The organism is Ruegeria sp. AU67 (genome assembly GCF_900312795.1).
GTDB classification, from domain to species: domain Bacteria; phylum Pseudomonadota; class Alphaproteobacteria; order Rhodobacterales; family Rhodobacteraceae; genus Ruegeria; species Ruegeria atlantica.
Window position 1 is genome coordinate 109,103 of the sequence record NZ_OMPH01000040.1, and the last position, 19,726, is coordinate 128,828.

Sequence of the window (19,726 nt, forward strand, 5' to 3'; positions counted from 1 at the left end):
TGTCCGGCGACAAAAAAGCGCCCGCCAAAAGGCGGACGCTTAAAGGTTCCTAGATCAAGAACTTACATCTTGGCCCGTTCTGATTTCAGCGCCAGCCACAAGCAGTAGCACATGATTAGAACCACCAGCGTGAACGGGATACCGGTCGAGACCGCGGCGCCTTGCAGGGCGGAAAGACCGCCGCCAAGCAACAGCGCAATGGCGACCAGACCCTCAAGCGTGCACCAGAACACCCGCTGCACAACCGGGGCGTCCATCTTGCCACCCGCAGTAATCGTGTCGATCACGAGTGAACCGGAATCCGACGAGGTGACGAAGAAGATCACGATCAGGACTAAAGCGATCGGGGCCACGATGCCATAAAGGGGCAGTTCCTTGAGGAAACCGAACAGCGCACCTTCAGGGGCGTAGCTGTCGATCACTGTGGCACGCACACCTTCGGCTCCACCTGCGTTCAACATGTCGATGGCGGCACCGCCAAAGGTCGACATCCACAAGGCACAAACAGCCGTCGGTGCCAGCAGGGCGCAAAGGATGAACTCGCGCACTGTGCGACCTTTTGAGATGCGGGCGATGAACATGCCCACAAAGGGCGACCATGCGATCCACCAGGCCCAATAGAAGGTCGTCCAGCCGTGGAAGTAACTGGTGTCTTCGCGTCCGAACGGGTTCGACAGCGCCGGCAGGTGGTACACATAATCCACCATCACGTTGAAATACCGTGCGATGGCCGTGCCGACGCCAGTAACAACAATCACGAAGATAAACAGGCCCACGGCCATGATCATGTTGATTTCACTCAACCGTTTGACGCCAGCATCCATCCCCATCAGGACCGAACCCAACGCAATCAACGTGATACCGATGATCAGCAGGACTGTGACGGTTGGGCTGGGTTCGATGCCGAACACCTCATTCAGGCCCGCCGCAACCTGCTGCGCGCCAAGACCCAGCGAGGTGGTCAGGCCAAAGAGCGTCGCAAATACAGCCAGGGTATCAATGATATGGCCCCACCAACCCCAGACGCGTTCGCCCAGGATCGGGTAGAAGGCTGAACGCAAGGTCAGGGGCAGATCAAGGTTATAGGCAAAGATGGCCAGGCTTAGACCAACAGCGGCATAGACCGCCCACCCTTCCAGCCCCCAGTGATGGATTGTACCGACAACTCCAGCATATTCATTGCCCGGAACAGCGATGTCGATGCCCAGTGGCACCGCGTTGCCGTCTTCGGCAAAATTGTAATAGACGGGCTCCATCACTCCAAAGAACAACAGCCCGATGCCGATACCAGCCGCGAACATCATCGCAATCCATCCGGCATAGGAATAGTCGGGCTTTGCGTCCTTGCCACCGATCCGCACCTTGCCAACCGGCAACACGATCAGAACAAGACAGAACAATGTGATTGCGTCGACCGACAGGACCAGGAACCAGTCAAACGTGCTGGTGAGCCATGGTCGTAGCCAGCCAAACAGTGCCGCGGTACCCTCTTGGTTGGCCAACGCGATCAGAACGAACGCGAAGATCAGGATACTCGAGATCAAAAAGACCGGGTTGTGGATGTCCAGACCGAATGGCCGGACGTTGTCTTGCCCAAGCTCGTATTCGGTCTCGAAGTCATAAATCCGGGGGTCCGGATCCAGCATTTTCTTGGTTTGTGCCATTCGTCTGCCCTTCTGTTCGCTAAGTGCAAACGCCAAGGTATTCGACCAGCGGACGGAAACGAGATTTTGTCCCTTGGCGTTTCTCCGTCAATTCGACCGCGGGCTTCGCGATAACAGCTTACACTGACGACATAATTTCACCAAACGCATTCCCGTTAGTGAATTTATCTGACTAGATTAACGACTTTGGACGGCACCGAGATCATTGGTCCCAACTTCTGGCCAAGCGGCTTCATCCGCGTTATTCACCCAAATGGTTGACTGAAGCAGAAGAAGGAAGTAACTCATCCATATGGTTGAACGAGAGAGTCGCTCTGACCTGAGCGCGATATTGAAGGCCGCGTCCGACCCGACCCGCCGTGCGATCCTGACAATGCTTGCTCAGCAGGGACCCTTGCGGGTGACGGACATCGCGCGGCAATTCGATATGAGCCTCAATTCGGTATCCAAGCACATCAAGGTGTTGGAAAACGCCGAACTGGTGCGGCGCCGGACGGAATGGCGCGTGCATTTGATCGAGGTTCAAATGGATCCCTTGTCAGCCGTGGATGAATGGTTTGCCGGTTTGCGTTCGATTTGGGCGCTTCGGCTGGACGCTTTGGGAACTGCTTTGGAGGACCCAGAAGATGACGGATCTGTCTCTTGAAATTACACGCGCAATCCCGCACCCACCTGAAAAGGTGTTCGACGCCTGGCTGAACCCGGATATGTGGCCAAATTCATTTTGCCGGGGCCGGGTATGACGGTGCCCGAGGCGCATTCCGATGCAAAGGTCGGTGGACGGTTCAAGATCATAATGCGCGCTCCCGAGGCCGGGGATTTGTCACATGAGGGCGAATACAAGGTCATCGACCGCCCGAACCGGCTGCAATTTACGTGGAATTCTCCGTACAGTCAGGATGATTCCACCGTGACGCTGGATTTCACGCCAACCGATGCAGGGACCGAATTGCGCCTGCATCACGTCCGATTCCCATCACAGGAAAGCCGCGACAATCATGAGGGCGGATGGGCTGCGATCCTTGCAGCGCTGGAGACAGCGCTATGATCAACTGGCTGGCCCTTGCAGCGGGGGTGATCGCGGCCTTTCTGCTGGGATGGCTGGTCTATGGACCGGCCGGATTCCAGAAACGCTGGGCCGAAGGAACGCGGATTGATCCGACACCGCCGGAATCGCCGCCATTGCCTCAGATGGCCGCGCAGATCGTGTTCCTGATCTTGCTGGCCACTGTGATCGCGCTCACCGAAACCACCAACAGCCTGGGCGTCGCCCTTCTGGCCATCCTTGCAGCGGCGGCGCAGACGGCCTCGGTCCGGGCCTGGGCGCAAAAAAGCGTGTCGCGATCATGGTCGATACTGGCTATGCTCTGGGATGCGGCGTGCTGATGATCCTCGCGCACGCACTCTTTTGAACAGCTCTGGCCCGGTCCAAAATGGATCGGGCGCAGGCTGCGCGGTCCTCCACCGGCCCTGCGCGGTTCCCCTTTCCTTCTACACCAATCTCATGTATGCGCGCGGTATCTGAGACGTTGTGCCCTGATCCCGGCACTCAGACGAAAGCTAAAATGGGATCGGCGGCAATGGGGCCGCCATGCAAACGGGAGACCCGCAGGGGCGGGAGTGCTCCCATCTAGGATACGCATATGTTTGATGTAACGAAAAAATCTATGCAGTGGGGCGAAGAGACGCTCACACTGGAAACCGGCAAGGTTGCCCGTCAGGCCGACGGCAGCGTGATCGCGACACTGGGCGAAACCAGCGTCATGGCGAACGTGACCTTTGCACGGCAGCAAAAACCGGGTCAGGACTTTTTCCCTCTGACCGTCCACTATCAGGAAAAATACTATGCCGCCGGTAAGGTTCCGGGTGGCTTCTTTAAGCGCGAGGCGCGCCCGACTGAAAAAGAGACGCTGACTGCGCGTCTGATCGACCGTCCGATCCGCCCGCTGTTCGTTGACGGCTTCAAAAACGAAGTTCTGGTGATGTGCACCGTGCTGTCCCACGATCTGGTCAACGACCCCGACATGGTTGCGATGATCGCTGCCTCGGCTGCGCTGACTATTTCCGGCGCGCCGTTCATGGGTCCGATCGCCGGTGCCCGCGTTGGTTTTGAGGACGGTGAATACGTTCTGAACCCGACCGTCGATGACATGCAGGACCTGCGCCTGAACCCTGAACAGCGCCTGGACCTGGTTGTTGCCGGCACCAAAGACGCCGTGATGATGGTTGAATCGGAAGCGTACGAGCTGTCCGAGGCCGAAATGCTGGGTGCGGTCAAATTCGCACATGAGCAGATTCAGCCGGTCATCGACCTGATCATCGCGCTGGCCGAAGACGCCGCGAAAGAGCCGTTCGACTTCCAGGCGCCCGACTACTCGGAGCTGTCCGCCGCTGTCAAAGCTGCCGGTGAAGAGCAGATGCGCGCCGCTTTCGCGATCACCGACAAGCAAGAGCGCACCGCCGCTGTTGCCGCTGCGCGTGAAGCAATCAAAGCAGCACTGACCGAAGAGCAGCTGGAAGACGGCAACCTCGGTTCCGCAATGAAGAAGCTGGAAGCTGGCATTCTGCGCGGCGACGTCGTCAAAGGCGGCAAGCGGATCGACGGTCGGTCGACCACCGATATCCGTTCGATCGTTGCAGAAACCTCGATGCTGCCGCGTACGCACGGTTCGGCCCTGTTCACCCGCGGTGAAACGCAGGCGCTGGCCGTAACCACGCTGGGCACTGGCGACGATGAGCAGTTCATCGACGCGCTGCACGGCAACTTCAAATCGAACTTCCTGCTGCACTACAACTTCCCTCCCTACTCGGTTGGTGAAGTTGGCCGCGTGGGTGGCCCGGGCCGTCGTGAGATCGGCCACGGCAAGCTGGCATGGCGCGCGTTGCAGGCGGTTCTGCCTGCGGCGACCGACTTCCCCTACACGATCCGTATCGTGTCGGAGATCACTGAATCCAACGGCTCCAGCTCGATGGCGTCGGTCTGCGGCGGTTCGCTGTCGATGATGGATGCGGGTGTTCCGCTGAAAGCACCGGTTGCCGGTGTGGCCATGGGTCTGATCCTGGAAGATGACGGCGACTATGCCATCCTGTCGGACATTCTGGGTGACGAAGATCACCTGGGCGACATGGACTTCAAGGTTGCGGGTACCGAAAACGGCATCACCTCGCTGCAGATGGACATCAAGGTTGCGGGCATCACGCCCGAGATCATGGAGAAAGCCCTGGCGCAAGCCAAGGACGGCCGGATGCATATCCTGAGCGAGATGGGTAAAGCCCTGTCCGAGACCAACGATTTCTCGGTCCACGCACCGCGCATCGAGACCATGAACATCCCGACCGACAAGATCCGTGAAGTGATCGGTTCGGGCGGTAAGGTCATCCGCGAAATCGTCGAAGTGTCGGGCGCCAAGGTCGACATCAACGACGACGGCGTCATCAAGATCGCCTCGCCTGATGGTGAATCGATCAAGAAGGCCTATGAGATGATCCACTCGATCGTCGCTGAGCCGGAAGAAGGTCAGGTTTACACAGGTAAAGTCGTGAAGATCGTCGACTTCGGCGCCTTCGTGAACTTCTTTGGCAAGCGCGACGGTCTGGTTCACGTGTCCCAGATCGAAAACCGCCGCCTGAACCATCCGTCGGATGTTCTGAAGGAAGGTCAGGAAGTAAAGGTCAAGCTGCTGGGCTTTGACGATCGCGGCAAGGTCCGCCTGTCGATGAAAGTTGTCGATCAGGAAACCGGCGAAGAGATCGTTCCCGAGAAGAAAGAAAAGAAAGAGGAAAGCGCAGAGTAATCTGCCCCTCTTTGAATGCAGAAAGGCCCCGGCGATTAACCGGGGCCTTTTTTTGTCTTTGCGCCCTCTGGTTAGGTCTGATGCTCAGAACTTACTTAACCCGTCTCTCTCTGCCATTGGTGCCGTAGGTCCCGAAACAAGTAATCAGCACCTTATATAAAACACGCATTGCGTGTATTCTGGTGGGTACGAAGATGAGTGTTTCAATTTCAGGGGCATTGTTAATCGATGAATTTTTTTACGCTATATCAAATAAGCGCCGATCCGCTTTTTAATCCGAATGTCACAGTCACGAACGCCTTTCAGGTGGCAATTACGGACAATGACAACCAACTTGAAAACCCGGACGCCGATGGCAGCCAGCAATTTGATGTGAGCGGCATCGCTGGGTTGAATACTTCCGAAGATTTCCAGGTTTTTGAGAATTACACTGCCAATGTCGGCGGATCGCCAGTTACATTTACTTTGCTGCAATGGCAAGGAACTCAGTACATCGTCGTCACATCCGGTCAGGTTGCGGTCAACGATGTACTGTCAGGCAACACACTGACACAAAACCCTGCGTCGCCTTCGGTCTACGATACACTTCCAACTTTCGTTTGCTTTACTTCCGGGTCCCTGATCCTTACGCCGTCAGGTCGACGCCTAATTGAAACATTGGAACCCGAAGACGAAGTGATCACGGCAGATGGCAGTGCGCGGCCAGTGCGCTGGATTGGCCGGCGCCAGCTATCTGCGCAAGAGTTGAAACGTGATCCGCACCTTTGCCCGGTTCGTATCCGAGCCGGCCGCTTTACCGAAGGTTGTCCCAGTCGGGATCTTCTGGTCTCTCCCCAACATCGGATTGCTGTAACTTCTGCTGTTATGGAGCTGTACTACTTTGATACTGTAATGCTGGCCCCAGCCAAAGGCATGGTCGACGGTCAGGGCATCGAACAACTCCCTCCGGAACAAGGGGTCGAATACATCCATATATTGTTCGACAAACATGAGCTGGTGAATGTCGAAGGCGTCTGGTCCGAGTCCTTTTTCCCCGGCGACACCACAATGAGCGCAATGGCCACGGCCACCAAACGTGAGCTGTTTGAACTGTTCCCTGAACTTATGTGCAGCAAAACGGGTTATGGCGAGACCGCTCTGCCAGTCCTCAAACCCTACGAAGTCCGCCTTCTTCAGTCAGACCTGTCGGTCCCAATGATTTTTCCGAAAAAAGGTGACACCACCTATGCAGCGGAACACTCTGCCTAAGTCCACTTTCGGGTTTTCTATGAGCCTATAAGTTCGGGTTTGGTTTAGGCATGCCCGATTGTCGTATTTGTCAATTCGCCACGCCAGACGGCCCGTGTTTCATCACATGCCACTGCCCATAACTGTCGTTCAAATCCAGTTGGATCGCCGCATCTGCCTTGGTTGAGGCACTGCCTATCTCGGCCAGGGTAAATTCGATACCACCGGGAATGTCGATCCGTACGCGATGCGGACCACCGCCATGTGGGGCCTCGATCGGACGGCCGGTTGAGTTCAGCACCTCACCGATTGAGACTTTGGCAGTGCGCCCCTCCATGTCCATCTCAAAATCAATCGGTACATACAGGGTCTCGTGAACGGTGTCGCACATCGTGCGGAAGACATGCCAATGGGTTGCCATTTCCTCGGTCTCTTCCCCGTGAAAGACCTTTTCCAATGCGGCCCGTTGGGCCTCCGAGGCGCTTGGGTCGATGATCACCTGCATCTGACCGCCGCCCTCAAAGATCGGGCCGGGCCAGGCATAGATCAGCGCAGCCTTTGTTCCGGCAAGGTCGGTGTCGCCAAAATGTCCTTTGGAAACCTCAAGCACCTCAAAGCCGCGACAATTTCCGTGGGTTGGTAGCTCTTCAAACTGGCAAGGGCAGGCATAGCCGCAATTGCAGTTTCCGAATGCATCGCCTTCAACGTACCAATCTGTGAATGCCATCGTCTTCTCCTGTTTTACACAGTCTGAACGCCCGACGTCTTGGTTACATGCCTGTAGAATTCCCCCCTCTAAACCTAACACAATTCGGGCAAATGCAGAACCAGGCGGCCTGAAACGGCATTTTTTCGGGATAAACCTTGGTCCAATTCCTTGCGTTTCAACCAAAAGCCAATCGCAGCGCACCCGCCCTGTTCCCAGTTTCACAACATCGCCACAACGCAAAAAGGAGATGCAAAATGGAAACCTTGAAACTGCTGACACTGACCGGATTGATTGCAACAGCACCGGTTCTTGCACTGGCCAATGTCGGGCTGGGCGACAAACTGGGCACCACCGAGTCCGATATCCGCACGGCCCTGGAGGCGCAGGGATACGAAATCGAAGAGATCGAATTCGAAGATGGCGAGATCGAGGTTGAACTCATTAAGGATGGCGTGGAAACTGAACTCGTCCTGTCCGAGACGGACGGCATGGTAACTGCCATCGAACTCGAAGAGGACGACGATTGATCGGATAAAATCACAGGATCCTCATGAAGCTTTCACAAACGTCATTGCTTTGGCTCCTTCTGGTGGTGCAGGCCGTCTGCGCCGCCTTTTTCGTGACGGACGCGATGCTGGACTGGACCGGCGGGGAAAGCGCGGGCTTTCGCCACCTGCATAGTTTCGAACTGGTTCTGGCCCTGGCATTGATCGGCGGTCTTGCCGCGACGATTGCATTGATCCGGTCCCAGAACAGGCGTGTGCGCGACATGCAGCGACAGCTGAGCGTCGCGCAGGGCGCGTTTGCTCAACTCATTGCCTCTCAATTCACTGAGTGGAACTTGAGTGATGCTGAGCGCGACGTTGCCCTGCTTTCTATCAAGGGTCTGTCAATCGCGGACATCGCGACATTGCGGCAAACCAAGGAAGGCACGGTCAAAGCGCAATGCGCGGCGGTGTATCGCAAGGCTGGAGTTACGGGACGCGTGCAATTGCTGAGCTACTTCATCGATGAGTTGCTTTCCGAACCTTTGCTGACAAACAGTTCTGAAAGGTCGAATTCGACCACATAGACCGTGAATCAAAGTGTTAGCTCGGTACTGATCTTATTCACTCACACACGCCCAATATCCTGTGAATTGAAGTGAAGGGCTGGCGCCTTTCATTCCTGCCTCTACTGCCCACATGTGCGCCATACCAATTGTGGAACAAAGGACATGGTCATGGTTACGCGTCTTCTTCTCGCCTCGACAGCTTTGACGATCAGCGCGTCCGCGCTGGCCGCACAGAGCCTGTCGGATGGTCTCTATATTCAGGGTTTTGCTGGGTACAGCCAGCTACAGGACAGCGACTTTAGCGGCACGATCAATGGATCGTCGCAGTCAGTAGATACCGATTTCGATGGTGGCTATGGGCTGGGTATCGCGGCCGGCAAAGAGATCCCGCAGTGGTCGAACGATCAGTTTGGCACCCGCATCGAGCTGGAGCTGTCCTATCGTGATAGCGACGTAGACGGCGTCAATTTCTCGGGCAATGGTCCCGGCGCGGAAGGCAACATTTCGGGTGACGTGTCGCAGACATCGCTGTTCGCCAATGTGCTGGTTGATTTTAAACAGGCAGGGGCCTTCACGCCCTATGTCGGCCTGGGTCTTGGTGCCACCTATTCTGATCTGGACTTTGTCTACGGACCAGGCGTCGAACTGAACGACACCGACACCACCTTTGCTGCGCAAATAATTGCCGGAGTAGCCTATGAGATCAGCCCAAATACTTCTCTGACCCTGGACACCCGATATGCCCGCGCATTCGACGTTTCCTCGGCGCGTTTGGCACCGAACGGCGCGTCCACGGGGACTGTCGAGGATGACATCGACGCCTTCAGCGTCAATGTCGGCCTGCGTTACGGTTTCTGATGGATCACGGGGAAGTGTTTCTTTCGGGTTTCTCTTCCCCCTCCCGCCCCTGTGTTCTATGCACTGTGGCATGAAGACTTTTGTCATCCATATGACGACAAGCACAGAGCGGCTCCCTAATGCCGAACGGCTGTGTGCCAGTCTGCCCAATGCGGAACTGTTCGAGGCCGTCAACGGGATGGATCCCGCACAGATCGCGGATGTTCAGTTGTTTCCAGGCGACCTGTATCGCCCCAGATATCCATTTCCGCTGCGCCCGGCCGAGATCGGGGTTTTCGAAAGCCACCGCCGAATCTGGCGCAAGCTGGTCGATGAAAAGATCGACCGCGCCATCATTACAGAGGATGATCTGCGCATAGATCCATGCCGCATGGCCGCTGCGTTGGAAATGCTGGAACCGCTTGCAACGCCGGATCATTATATCCGAATTCCGGTGAAGCAGCGTGAGGATGCCGCGCGAACGCTCGCAAAGCAAAACGGAATGCGTCTGATCCTGCCAAAGATCATTGGTCTGCAATGCGTCTGTCAAATGGTGGGGCGGCGTGCAGCTGAAAGGTTGCTTGCCATAACCAACAAAATCGACCGGCCGGTGGACACGTTCCTGCAAATGCACTGGGTGACAGGACAACCGATCCTATCCTTGCAGGGCAGCGGCAATCAGGAAGTCGCACAAGAAATCGGCGGTTCAACAATACAGGCAAGCCCGCCGCTGGCCGACAAGCTGACTCGTGAATTCAAGCGTGCTGCCTACCGTCGGAAACTGTACCAGCACCCTCAACGATCCGCAGCCTAGTCACCCTTGATGGCATATTGGATTCGGGCAGAGTTTAGCGCTCCGCCCGAACTAATTTAGCTGGGCGCTTTCGTTTTACGCAGGTACGGGAAGATCGTTTTGAACTCACCAAACTTTTCTTTTGCTTCGTCGTTCGACACGGCAGGCGGGATGATCACATCTTCACCTGGCACCCAGTTTGCGGGGGTGGCCACACCCTTGGCGCTCATCTGCAGACCGTCCAGCGCGCGCAGGATTTCGGCAAAGTTCCGGCCCACGGTCATCGGGTAGGTCATTGATAGTTTCAGCTGTTTGTCCGGGCCGATAATAAAGACCGAACGCACGGTTGCACTGTCGGCAGGGGTGCGGCCATCGGGCAGGTACGCCTCGGCGGGCAGCATGTCGAATGCCTTGGACACGGCCAGGCCGTCATCGGCAATGATCGGAAAACCGGGGTTAGCGTTGCCATACGCCTCGATGTCCTTCTTCCACTTTTTGTGGTCCTCGACACCATCGACGGAGACGCCCATCACCTTGGTATTGCGGGCTGCCCATTCGTCGTTCAGCTGTGCAACGGCCGAAAACTCAGTGGTACAGACCGGCGTGAAATCCTTGGGGTGTGAGAACAGGATCGCCCAGCTGTCACCGATCCAGTCATGGAACTGAACAGTACCCTGATCCGTCTCTGCAGTGAAATTCGGAACAGTGTCATTGATGCGCAAACCCATGGGGCATCTCCTTTTTTGTGAAACAAACCGAGTCGGTCGCTGGAAACCTAATAACTCTGCGTCATTGTTAAACCATTCGCTGCGTGAAAGGGTATTCATTTTTGAGGAAATTAATTTGATCAAATTGCGCCTTGCCACACAGATACGCCGGTGCCAGAGTGGCGCAAATTCCCGCCATCCGGGCCACGGGATCAGGAGGATACGTGATGATCGAGAAACGCAATTTCTACATTGACGGAACATGGGTCGCCCCATCTGCAGCGAATGATTTCGAGGTGATCAACCCCTCGACCGAGGAACCCTGCGCGGTGATCTCACTGGGCACGCAAGCTGATACCGACGCCGCAGTTGCTGCCGCAAAGGCCGCCCTGCCCGGCTGGATGGCCACACCGGTCGAAGATCGCATCGCGCTGGTCGAGAAACTGATCGAGATTTACCAATCCCGGTCCGAGGATTTGGCACAGGCGATGTCACTTGAGATGGGCGCGCCAATCGACATGGCGCGCACCCAGCAATCTGGCGCGGGCATGTATCACCTTGCGAACTTTGTGCGCGCAGCCAAAGCGTTCCAATTCGACCGCCCGCTGGGCGATCACGCGCCCAATGACAGGATCATCTATGAGGCCGTCGGTGTTGCCGCCCTGATCACACCATGGAACTGGCCGATGAACCAAGTCACGCTCAAGGTTGGCGCGGCGGCGATTGCAGGCTGCACCATGGTTCTGAAACCCTCCGAACAAAGCCCGCTGAACGCAATGATTTTTGCGGAGATGATGGATGAGGCCGGCTTCCCCGCCGGTGTATTCAATCTGGTGAACGGCGATGGCGTGGGCGTCGGTTCCCAGCTTTCGGCGCATCCGGATGTGGATATGGTCAGCTTTACCGGCTCGACCCGCGCTGGCACAGCGATCTCAAAAAGTGCCGCAGACACATTGAAGAAGGTACATCTGGAGCTGGGCGGTAAGGGCGCAAACGTGGTCTTTGCCGATGCCGATGAAAAGGCCGTCAAACGTGGTGTTCTGCACATGATGAACAACACCGGCCAAAGCTGTAATGCGCCCAGCCGCATGCTGGTGCAGCGCCCGATCTACGATCAGGCCGTGGAAACGGCGGCTGAAGTGGCCAGCATGATTTCCGTGGGCAGCGCGCAAGAAGAAGGCCGCCATATCGGCCCCGTCGTGAACGAGGTGCAGTGGAACAAAATCCAGGACTTGATACAGAAGGGCATCGATGAAGGCGCCCGGCTGGTAACAGGCGGCACCGGTCGGCCCGAGGGGCTGAACAAGGGCTATTATGTACGTCCGACCGTCTTTGCCGACGCCAATAACCAGATGAACATCGCGCGCGAAGAGATCTTTGGCCCGGTCCTGACCATGATCCCCTTCGACACCGAAGAAGAGGCGGTCGAGATTGCCAACGACACGCCATACGGCCTGACCAATTACGTTCAGACACAAGACGGCGCGCGGGCCAACCGAATGGCACGGGTACTGCGGTCCGGCATGGTCGAAATGAATGGCCAGTCGCGCAGCGCAGGGTCACCGTTTGGCGGCATGAAACAGTCCGGAAACGGGCGCGAAGGCGGCTTGTGGGGGTTGGAGGACTTCCTTGAGGTCAAAGCCGTTGGTGGCTGGGCGGCAGAGTGACGCCAGACCAGAACTTAACAAAAGGGCGCGACGGTGGTTACCCGCCGCGTCCTTTTCTTTACGTGGGTCGCACGATCAGTTGCGGTTGGCCGTCCGAGGTATGCCGCGTGGATCGACCATCCCAGCCAATCTCACCGGTTACGCGCTGCCGATAGGCCGAGAAGCTGTTGAACTGAACGACATCCACGGGCGTTTCAAAGTGTAAGGTAACGCGCCGATGCGACCCATCACCCAACAGTGTCATACCACGGATTTCCGCCCTGAACGGCTGCCCCAGATAGAACCCTTCAACCCGGTCACCAACACGCAAATGCATACGATTTCCGGCCATTGCGTGCAACGTATTCCAATCGCGCACCCCATGTTGATGCGCCAACAATTCCAGCGATTCACTATGCGAGAGCGTGACCCCCGCACCGCGCAGCCTGTCGCGCAGTCGTTTTGCCTGCGCTTTTAGCTCCTCAAGTGGAGCAATACTGTTTGAACGTGTCATTTCTTGCCTCGTTTCCTTAAACGGGCGCCAAGTCAGGACGGGGATCGCATTGCCATCCGCGCGCCAGGAAAGGGCAACAGATGTTCATCAACCGGGTTTCACCAATGCCAAATGGCTGCGAACGGCAGGGGACCCGAACCTGAGGGCGACATTTCGCACTGGCGGATGTGTCTGTCAATCAGGCTCTGGTACTTTTTAACTCGCTGTCCGGTTCCAGATGGATGACAAAGACTGACCCGGGAAACTTCCTGTTCAGGGCCGTCTCGATATCGTCGCAGATGTCATGCGCGGCCGCGACCGACATGGCACCGTCAACGACAAGGTGAAACTCAACGAAAATCATGTTGGCTGACCTGCGACCGCGCAGATCATGATACTCCAACGCCGGGCCCAAATTGGCTTCGATTGTTTCGCGCACAGACGTCAATTCCCCATCGACCAGCGAAGCATCCATCAATCCGTCGACCGAGCTGCGGATGACCTTCCACCCCTCCCACAGAATGTTCAACGCCACCAGAATCGCGATGATCGGATCAAGGACCAACCAACCTGTCGCCATCGCTATCAGCAACCCGACAACAACACCGACCGAGGTCATAATGTCGGTTAATATGTGCCTTCCGCTCGCCTCCAACGCCGGTGAGGATTCTCGTCGCCCAACCCGCAACAGCAGAAACGCCCAGATACCATTCAGGCACGTCGCGCCCACATTTATGGCAATGCCCAGGAACGGTTCCCCGGCCAGATGCGGATCAGGTAATGCGAAAACAGCTTCACGAATGATCAGCAGTGCGGCCAGAACAATCAGTGTTCCCTCGACCACGGCCGACAGGTGCTCGGCCTTCTTATGCCCGAACGGGTGCTTTTTGTCTGGCGGCATGCCAGATATCCGCACCGCAAAAAATGCAAGCAGAGCGGCCGCCACATTCACCACCGTTTCCAAGGCGTCCGAGAGCAGGGCAACCGAGCCCGTCACCCACCAGGCCAGCAGTTTCAGCAGCAAAACCGCCACTGAAACCGGAATGGCCCACGCCGCGAATGTCTGTGTGATCTGCCTGCTGTCCTGCTTCATAGAATCTCACTATCACAGGATGCAGCAGCGCAAAGTTTGTTTTTGACGTGACTATGCGTCGGCCTGAGCGGCCTCGAATGCCAGCATTGCGCGTTTGACCGGCAAGCCCCAGTGATAGCCACCCAGCCCACCGGATTTGCGGAGCGCCCGGTGGCAAGGGATCAGCCAGCTGACCGGGTTGCGGCCAACCGCAGTACCCACGGCGCGCACTGCTTGTGGCGATCCCACACGTTGCGCAATCTCAGAATAGGTGGTGACCTGACCCGACGGGATGTGCATCAACGCCTCCCAAACCTTGATTTGCAGGGGCGAGCCAATGAGGTACAGCGGCGTAGGTTCCAACCGGTCGCTTGCCGCGCCAAAAGCACTCAGCACCCAGGGGCGCAGACGCATCGGATCTTCTATGAACTCGGCCTTGGGCCAGCGTGAGATCATATCCTCCATCGCGGCCTCTTCGCCAGTTTCGGCCCCGAAGGCAATGCCGCAAATGCCCTTATCGGTTCCCATGACCAGTGCCGGGCCAAAGGGGCATTCGAACCAGCCCCAATAGATCGTCAGCCCCACGCCTCTGCGCGCGTATTCGCCGGGGCTCATGGATTCCCATTTCAGGAACAAATCGTGCAGACGGCCACTGCCGGACAGGCCGACGTTGTGTGCGGTTTCCAACGTGGTGAACCGTTCCCGCAACAATGCCTTGGCGTGGCCCAGGGTCAGATATTGCTGGTAGCGTTTCGGCGACACCCCGGTCCAACGCGAGAACAGGCGCTGGAAATGCGCCGGGCTCATATCCATCTGGCGGGCTAGCTCTTCCAGGCTCAGGCCTTCGCCGCCTCGATCAATCAGGTCGATCGCGCGGCGCATGACGTTGTAGTGGTATCCGCTTTCTGGAGTCTGGACGTTCATGGTTATTACCTCATACTCTTGACCAAACCATAGCGCGCAGGTTACGCCCTCGCGACCCGGAACTTGCGCATTGGCTTTGGACTTGTATCGACGCGCCCCGAACGGCATTAAGACGCGGATGGCAAAACAACTCGGATATCACCGGATCCGCGAGATCTTTACGCGCTTTCAGGAAGCCGACCCCGAACCCAAGGGCGAGCTTGAGCATGTCAACGTCTATACTCTGGTCGTCGCCGTGGCGCTGTCTGCGCAGGCAACCGATGTCGGTGTGAACAAGGCCACCCGTGCGTTGTTCAAGATCGCCGACACACCGCAAAAGATGCTGGATCTGGGCGAAAAAGGTCTGATCGAACACATCAAGACCATTGGCCTATTTCGGCAAAAGGCGAAGAACGTCATTAAACTCAGCCGTATTCTGGTCGACGAATATGGCGGCGAGGTACCCAATTCCCGTGCAGCATTGCAATCGCTACCGGGTGTCGGTCGCAAGACGGCCAATGTGGTTCTGAACATGTGGTGGCGATACCCGGCACAGGCCGTGGACACCCATATTTTCCGTGTCGGCAATCGCACAGGCATTTGCCCCGGTAAAAATGTCGACGTCGTCGAGCGCGCCATCGAAGACAATATCCCCACAGACTTTCAGCTGCATGCGCATCACTGGCTGATCCTGCATGGCCGCTATCATTGCAAAGCGCGCAAACCCATGTGCGGCACCTGCATCATCCGCGATCTCTGCGAATTTGAGGACAAGAACCTATGAAAACTTACCAACTGACCGGCATCGGAAACGCCGTTGTGGACGTGATCTCCCAAGCCGACGACAGTTTCCTAGAGCTGATGGGCATTGAAAAAGGCATCATGCAACTGATCGAGCAGGAGCGCGGCGAAGTGCTTTATGCCTCGATGGAAGGTCGGGTGCAGACGCCGGGCGGTTCGGTTGCCAATACGATCGCCGGCGCAGGTGCGCTGGGGCTGGATTCAGCGTTTATCGGGCGGGTTCATGATGACGCTCTGGGCCGGTTTTACGCGGATGCGATGAACGAAGACGGCGTTGATTTCGTGAACCCTCCGGTTCCGGGTGGCGAACTGCCGACCTCGCGCTCGATGATCTTTGTCTCGCCCGATGGGGAACGGTCAATGAATACCTATCTGGGGATTTCCTCGGAACTGTCGTCGCAGGACGTATCGGATGACGTCGCAGGCAACAGCCAGATCATGTTCCTTGAGGGCTATCTGTTCGACAAGGAAAAGGGCAAAGCTGCGTTTCTAGAGGCCGCGCGCGCGTGCCACAAAGGTTTCGGCAAGGCTGGTATCGCCATTTCCGACCCCTTCTGTGTGGAACGCCACCGTGTCGATTTCCTGCTGCTGATCGAAAACGAACTTGATTTCGTCATCGGCAACGAGGCCGAGATCAAATCCCTGTTCGAAACCGACGATCTGGAAGAGGCGCTGGCCAAAACCGCCGCGATCTGCCCGCTTGTCGTATGCACCCGCTCCGGCGACGGCGTGACTGTCCTAAGCGACGGGCAACGCGTCGACGTACCGGTCGAGAAAGTCGTGCCCGTGGACGCAACCGGCGCGGGCGATCAGTTTGCCGCCGGGTTCCTGTTTGGCATGGCCACGGGCCGCGATCACGAAACCTGCGCCAAGATCGGCAATATCTGCGCCCGCGAGGTCATCAGCCACATCGGCCCGCGCCCCGAGGCGAACATGCAGGACCTGCTGCGCGCCGAAGGGTTGCTGTAATCCGCTGATTAAGATCCAGCCGCCGCGTCGTTCAAAGCCCAGTTATACTGATACGCTTTGACGCGCGGCGTCTGCTGAAGACGGGCGCGCAGCTCGGGTTCCGCTGCGGTCGCGATGTAGGCCAGCACGGATTTTTCGTTTGGTCCGAAATCCTCTCGGAACCAGATAAAGATCTTTGACAGGATCAATCCGCCGCGTTGGTCGAACTGCACGCCACGCGGATCGTTGATATAGGCGTGCTCGGCAGCGGCGAAATCGCGCTCCAATGTCTCGGCCTGCCAGGCGCGGTCCATCAGGTTAGGGCAGCCCACAGCGGCGCAGTTCAGCGCATAGTGGATGCGCGGTTCGCCGAATGTGGGCCGAATAATGCGGTGTTCGATGTCATTGAGGGTCAACTCCTGCCCGGCCACCCGCGCCAGAGGTTGATTCCACGGCCCAATCGATAATGGCCCATCCTTGATGTCGCGGATCGAAGCAACGGGATAGTTTTCGAGAACCACATCCACCGTCAGCGCATTGTACAAGTTTATCCAATAGGCCAGTTGCTGATCACGTGTCATCCGCGCGGGGTCAATGGCTTGCAGATCGACCAGATATTCGTCCAGGCGCCCGCGATCTGCCTGTGTCACCTGCCCGTAAGTTACCCGGTTCACGCCCTGCCCGTCGGTCACGACATAGCGGTGCAGAAAGGCTGTCCAATCGCGGTGATCGACCTTTTCGCCCGGCGGGGACGCAAATCTGGTCAGGGTCTGTCCTGGCAATGCCTCGGGGGCGGGCAAGGCCAGACGCTCGACACTTGCGCAAGCGGTCAAAACCGGAAGCAGAAGCAGGATCAGAAGTTTTCTCATGAGACGTCCTTTTGGTTCCGGTGCGTGGCGCGCATCTGCCCCTTGAGCCGCTTGAGCGGGGCCAGACCCGGATCGCTCAGGTCCGGCAGATCGGGTCCAGCGGACAGGTGGGGGACGGCGGCGTTCCACCACCTTGGGCCAGATGACCTGTCGACCCGGTCCGGTGCGGCCAGATGCATGTCACGCTGCGCGTTGTGAACGCACATGGACAACGGCCCGTTTGCGGTTGCGACCATAAAGACGCAAGAGGCACAGCGATCATCCTCCAACGCGTCGGCGGCCATGAAGTTATGAATGAAGACCGATTGCCGGCGGACAGGTCCCCGCAACAAGCCGCGGCCCAAACGCAGCACGCATTTCAGCAGATGCAACCCGGCCTGCAGCGCTAAAAACGGGTTGCGCCGCGCCATACGCCGGACGCTGTCACGGGTGTCGATATGGCCGTCGGTTGATTGGTCGGCCCGGCTTAGCGCGGCGATCACCTTCTGCGTCAGGCGTTTGGCGGACAGAACCGAAACCGCACGCCCGCCGGCAGTCACAACACTTGCGTAGCGATTGCATTTTGCATGGCCCACGGCGGCCGTGTCAAAATGCAGGGGCGTTTCATATCCGACCTCGACGGCACGCATGACACTGTCCTGCGTGATCGCGTCGGGACGTTCGCGCAAGACCCCGCGCCCGGTATCGGCTTGCATCTGGAAGGACACAAAAGCCACCTCGGGACGGTCTCGCATGAATCGTGCCAGCGCAGACAGTTCAGCAATATTGCCGCCGAAGACCGTCGTGTTGAACAATACCCGCAAGCCCAGTCCGCGCGTGTGGCGGACATAGGCGCGGCGCACCACATTTAACTCAGTCTCGCTGTTGAACCCCTTGCGCTCCTGCGTCATGTCGACGTGAAAGGCCACGTCATCCAACCCCGCCGCCGCAAGCCGCGTCAGAAACGCCCGGCTGGCGCGAATGCCGTTGGTCATCAGGCACGACCGCATGCCCAGGCGGCGAATTTCACGGCACAGTGCCTCTAGGTCTTCCACCTTGCGCAGGGTCGGATCACCCCCCGTCAGCTGGACCGAGACACCGGGGCCATAATGGCTGTGGATTGTGGCAAGACGCGCAAACAGAACCGACAGCGGTGGGTCATAGGTCATCTCGGCCCGGTCCGAGAGATAACACAGTGTGCAATCCAAATTGCAGCGTTGCGTGACCTCAAGCGCGACGCAGGCGATGGGGTAGAACCGGCCTGCCGTCTGTCCTGCGCCATATTCCCCGCACCTTTCCAGACCGCCGCGCAAAGGTGCGCGACGGTCGGTGCCGGTAAACTTGCGTCCGGCGGGTTTTACAGAAGAGAGAGTTGGGGCCGTGTCCTTCATACCCGTCAAGCTAGACAGGTCGATCAGATGCGGCCACGCCCCCTCACGCCAACGTGCGGCTTAGTGAGTGAATTACCCGCAGCACCCGCCGGATTGTTTCAACGGAGCGGTTGCAGGCGCTTCGTTCAGGTTCGCACCCCGCCCCAGCCATGTGCGCTCGGCTAGGTAGAAATCGGTGAACCGGCTGACAAAGTCATCAGACACGGTTTTCTGCGGGATACCCGTCGCCATCAAAGCTCGCTGCCACGCCTTCACCTTCGGATAGCCAGCCAACATATCGTGCCCGCTGTGATCGGCCACGATTGCTGCCCGGTGAAGCAACGGCAACCAAGCCATATCGACATTGCCCAGCGCCTCACCCGCAAAGAATGGGCCACAGCTAAGCTGCTTCTCGGCTTTCGCGAACGAGGCGTTCAACTTGGTCGTCCGATCCGCAAAGATCACCAGATCCGCGCTTTGCATTGCGCTGCACTGAACAAGGTAGTGCTTGCTGGCCTGATAGCTCCACGCGCGGTTCAGAGCGCGCTGCTCGGGCGTCAGATCGGGTTGCAGCGGGGCGGTCACTTCGTCGAGGTATTCGGCAATCGCGTCCGACTCGAACAGTGCGGTGCCGCCCTCGGTCACCAGAACCGGTACCTGGCCTGTCGGCGACAGCTCTAGAAACCAATCCGGCTTGTCGCTGAGGCTTATGTATTCGATCTGATAGGGCACCTGCTTGGCTTCCAACAGCGCAGTGACACGCTGAACGAAGGGGCAGATTTTGAAACTGATGATACGGATCATTTGTCTTTCCTTTTGCTGGTTTCATCTGTCAGACGAAGCCCGCGCCAAAAAGACGA

The 19,726-nt window shown here is 57.6% G+C and carries 21 protein-coding genes; 12 read left to right on the forward strand and 9 right to left on the reverse strand.

The genetic code is table 11. The features are described 5' to 3' along the window. Window positions 1-62 precede the first annotated feature (62 nt). Window positions 63-1,664, reverse strand: a complete 1,602-nt coding sequence (locus DK510_RS19940) for a BCCT family transporter (protein WP_109313595.1) — start codon at window positions 1,662-1,664, stop codon at window positions 63-65. Window positions 1,665-1,956: 292 nt separating this feature from the next. On the opposite strand from DK510_RS19940, the gene DK510_RS19945 reads away from it, so the two are divergent. The 5 genes from DK510_RS19945 (at window position 1,957) to DK510_RS19965 (ending at window position 6,706) form a co-directional block, all read left to right on the forward strand. After that, window positions 1,957-2,310, forward strand: a complete 354-nt coding sequence (locus DK510_RS19945; RefSeq protein ID WP_109313596.1) for a helix-turn-helix transcriptional regulator — start codon at window positions 1,957-1,959, stop codon at window positions 2,308-2,310. Window positions 2,311-2,373: 63 nt separating this feature from the next. Then, complete coding sequence (locus DK510_RS19950; RefSeq protein WP_234999167.1) at window positions 2,374-2,712, forward strand: SRPBCC domain-containing protein; 339 nt, start codon at window positions 2,374-2,376, stop codon at window positions 2,710-2,712. Further along, window positions 2,709-3,050, forward strand: a complete 342-nt coding sequence (locus tag DK510_RS19955) for a DUF1761 family protein (protein WP_234999169.1) — start codon at window positions 2,709-2,711, stop codon at window positions 3,048-3,050. The genes DK510_RS19950 and DK510_RS19955 overlap by 4 nt, the downstream gene beginning before the upstream one ends. Window positions 3,051-3,307: 257 nt before the next feature. Beyond that, window positions 3,308-5,458, forward strand: coding sequence for a polyribonucleotide nucleotidyltransferase (gene pnp / locus DK510_RS19960; RefSeq protein ID WP_109313598.1), 2,151 nt, complete (start codon window positions 3,308-3,310; stop codon window positions 5,456-5,458). Between the two features lie 228 nt (window positions 5,459-5,686). Next, window positions 5,687-6,706 (forward strand): Hint domain-containing protein, encoded by a 1,020-nt coding sequence (locus DK510_RS19965; protein ID WP_109313599.1) that lies wholly within the window; start codon window positions 5,687-5,689, stop codon window positions 6,704-6,706. 70 nt (window positions 6,707-6,776) lie between these two features. On the opposite strand, the gene DK510_RS19970 is transcribed toward DK510_RS19965, so the two are convergent. After that, entirely contained in the window at window positions 6,777-7,412 is a 636-nt protein-coding gene (locus DK510_RS19970) for a DUF1326 domain-containing protein (protein WP_109313600.1), read from the reverse strand. Window positions 7,413-7,648: 236 nt separating this feature from the next. Between DK510_RS19970 and DK510_RS19975 the strand changes: the two genes are divergently transcribed. From DK510_RS19975 to DK510_RS19990, 4 genes are all read left to right on the forward strand, one after another. Continuing rightward, the gene (locus tag DK510_RS19975; protein ID WP_058274978.1) at window positions 7,649-7,921 is read left to right on the forward strand and encodes a PepSY domain-containing protein; all 273 of its coding nucleotides are present in this window, start codon (window positions 7,649-7,651) and stop codon (window positions 7,919-7,921) included. A 23-nt stretch (window positions 7,922-7,944) separates the two neighbouring features. Further along, window positions 7,945-8,466, forward strand: coding sequence for a LuxR C-terminal-related transcriptional regulator (locus DK510_RS19980; RefSeq protein WP_109313601.1), 522 nt, complete (start codon window positions 7,945-7,947; stop codon window positions 8,464-8,466). A gap of 150 nt (window positions 8,467-8,616) precedes the next feature. Beyond that, complete coding sequence (locus tag DK510_RS19985; RefSeq protein WP_160116576.1) at window positions 8,617-9,306, forward strand: outer membrane protein; 690 nt, start codon at window positions 8,617-8,619, stop codon at window positions 9,304-9,306. 70 nt (window positions 9,307-9,376) lie between these two features. Beyond that, window positions 9,377-10,099: a glycosyltransferase family 25 protein gene (locus DK510_RS19990; protein WP_109313603.1), complete on the forward strand. Its 723-nt coding sequence runs from the start codon at window positions 9,377-9,379 to the stop codon at window positions 10,097-10,099. A gap of 56 nt (window positions 10,100-10,155) precedes the next feature. On the opposite strand, the gene DK510_RS19995 is transcribed toward DK510_RS19990, so the two are convergent. Then, complete coding sequence (locus DK510_RS19995) at window positions 10,156-10,806, reverse strand: peroxiredoxin (protein ID WP_109313604.1); 651 nt, start codon at window positions 10,804-10,806, stop codon at window positions 10,156-10,158. A gap of 206 nt (window positions 10,807-11,012) precedes the next feature. Between DK510_RS19995 and DK510_RS20000 the strand changes: the two genes are divergently transcribed. Then, complete coding sequence (locus DK510_RS20000; RefSeq protein WP_109313605.1) at window positions 11,013-12,452, forward strand: aldehyde dehydrogenase family protein; 1,440 nt, start codon at window positions 11,013-11,015, stop codon at window positions 12,450-12,452. A gap of 58 nt (window positions 12,453-12,510) precedes the next feature. Here DK510_RS20000 and DK510_RS20005 read toward each other — a convergent pair whose 3' ends face one another. The 3 genes from DK510_RS20005 to DK510_RS20015 all read right to left on the reverse strand — a co-directional run bounded on the left by DK510_RS20005 (window position 12,511) and on the right by DK510_RS20015 (window position 14,920). Continuing rightward, complete coding sequence (locus DK510_RS20005; RefSeq protein WP_109313606.1) at window positions 12,511-12,945, reverse strand: glyoxalase superfamily protein; 435 nt, start codon at window positions 12,943-12,945, stop codon at window positions 12,511-12,513. 178 nt (window positions 12,946-13,123) lie between these two features. Beyond that, on the reverse strand, window positions 13,124-14,017 hold the full coding sequence (locus DK510_RS20010; RefSeq protein WP_109313607.1) for a cation diffusion facilitator family transporter: 894 nt from the start codon (window positions 14,015-14,017) through the stop codon (window positions 13,124-13,126). A 51-nt stretch (window positions 14,018-14,068) separates the two neighbouring features. Next, the gene (locus DK510_RS20015; protein WP_058275230.1) at window positions 14,069-14,920 is read right to left on the reverse strand and encodes a bifunctional helix-turn-helix domain-containing protein/methylated-DNA--[protein]-cysteine S-methyltransferase; all 852 of its coding nucleotides are present in this window, start codon (window positions 14,918-14,920) and stop codon (window positions 14,069-14,071) included. Window positions 14,921-15,038: 118 nt separating this feature from the next. On the opposite strand from DK510_RS20015, the gene nth reads away from it, so the two are divergent. Further along, window positions 15,039-15,683, forward strand: a complete 645-nt coding sequence (gene nth / locus DK510_RS20020; protein ID WP_109313608.1) for an endonuclease III — start codon at window positions 15,039-15,041, stop codon at window positions 15,681-15,683. Further along, a complete protein-coding gene (locus tag DK510_RS20025; protein WP_109313609.1) occupies window positions 15,680-16,669 on the forward strand; it encodes an adenosine kinase in 990 nt (329 codons plus the stop codon). Before nth ends, DK510_RS20025 begins: the two co-directional genes overlap by 4 nt. 8 nt (window positions 16,670-16,677) lie before the next feature. Here the strand turns inward: DK510_RS20025 and DK510_RS20030 are convergent, their stop codons facing one another. The 3 genes from DK510_RS20030 to DK510_RS20040 all read right to left on the reverse strand — a co-directional run bounded on the left by DK510_RS20030 (window position 16,678) and on the right by DK510_RS20040 (window position 19,670). After that, entirely contained in the window at window positions 16,678-17,517 is an 840-nt protein-coding gene (locus tag DK510_RS20030) for a DUF547 domain-containing protein (RefSeq protein ID WP_109313610.1), read from the reverse strand. After that, entirely contained in the window at window positions 17,514-18,887 is a 1,374-nt protein-coding gene (locus DK510_RS20035) for a radical SAM protein (RefSeq protein ID WP_109313611.1), read from the reverse strand. Before DK510_RS20035 ends, DK510_RS20030 begins: the two co-directional genes overlap by 4 nt. Before the next feature lie 72 nt (window positions 18,888-18,959). Then, a complete protein-coding gene (locus DK510_RS20040; RefSeq protein WP_109313612.1) occupies window positions 18,960-19,670 on the reverse strand; it encodes a glutathione S-transferase family protein in 711 nt (236 codons plus the stop codon). Window positions 19,671-19,726 lie beyond the last annotated feature (56 nt).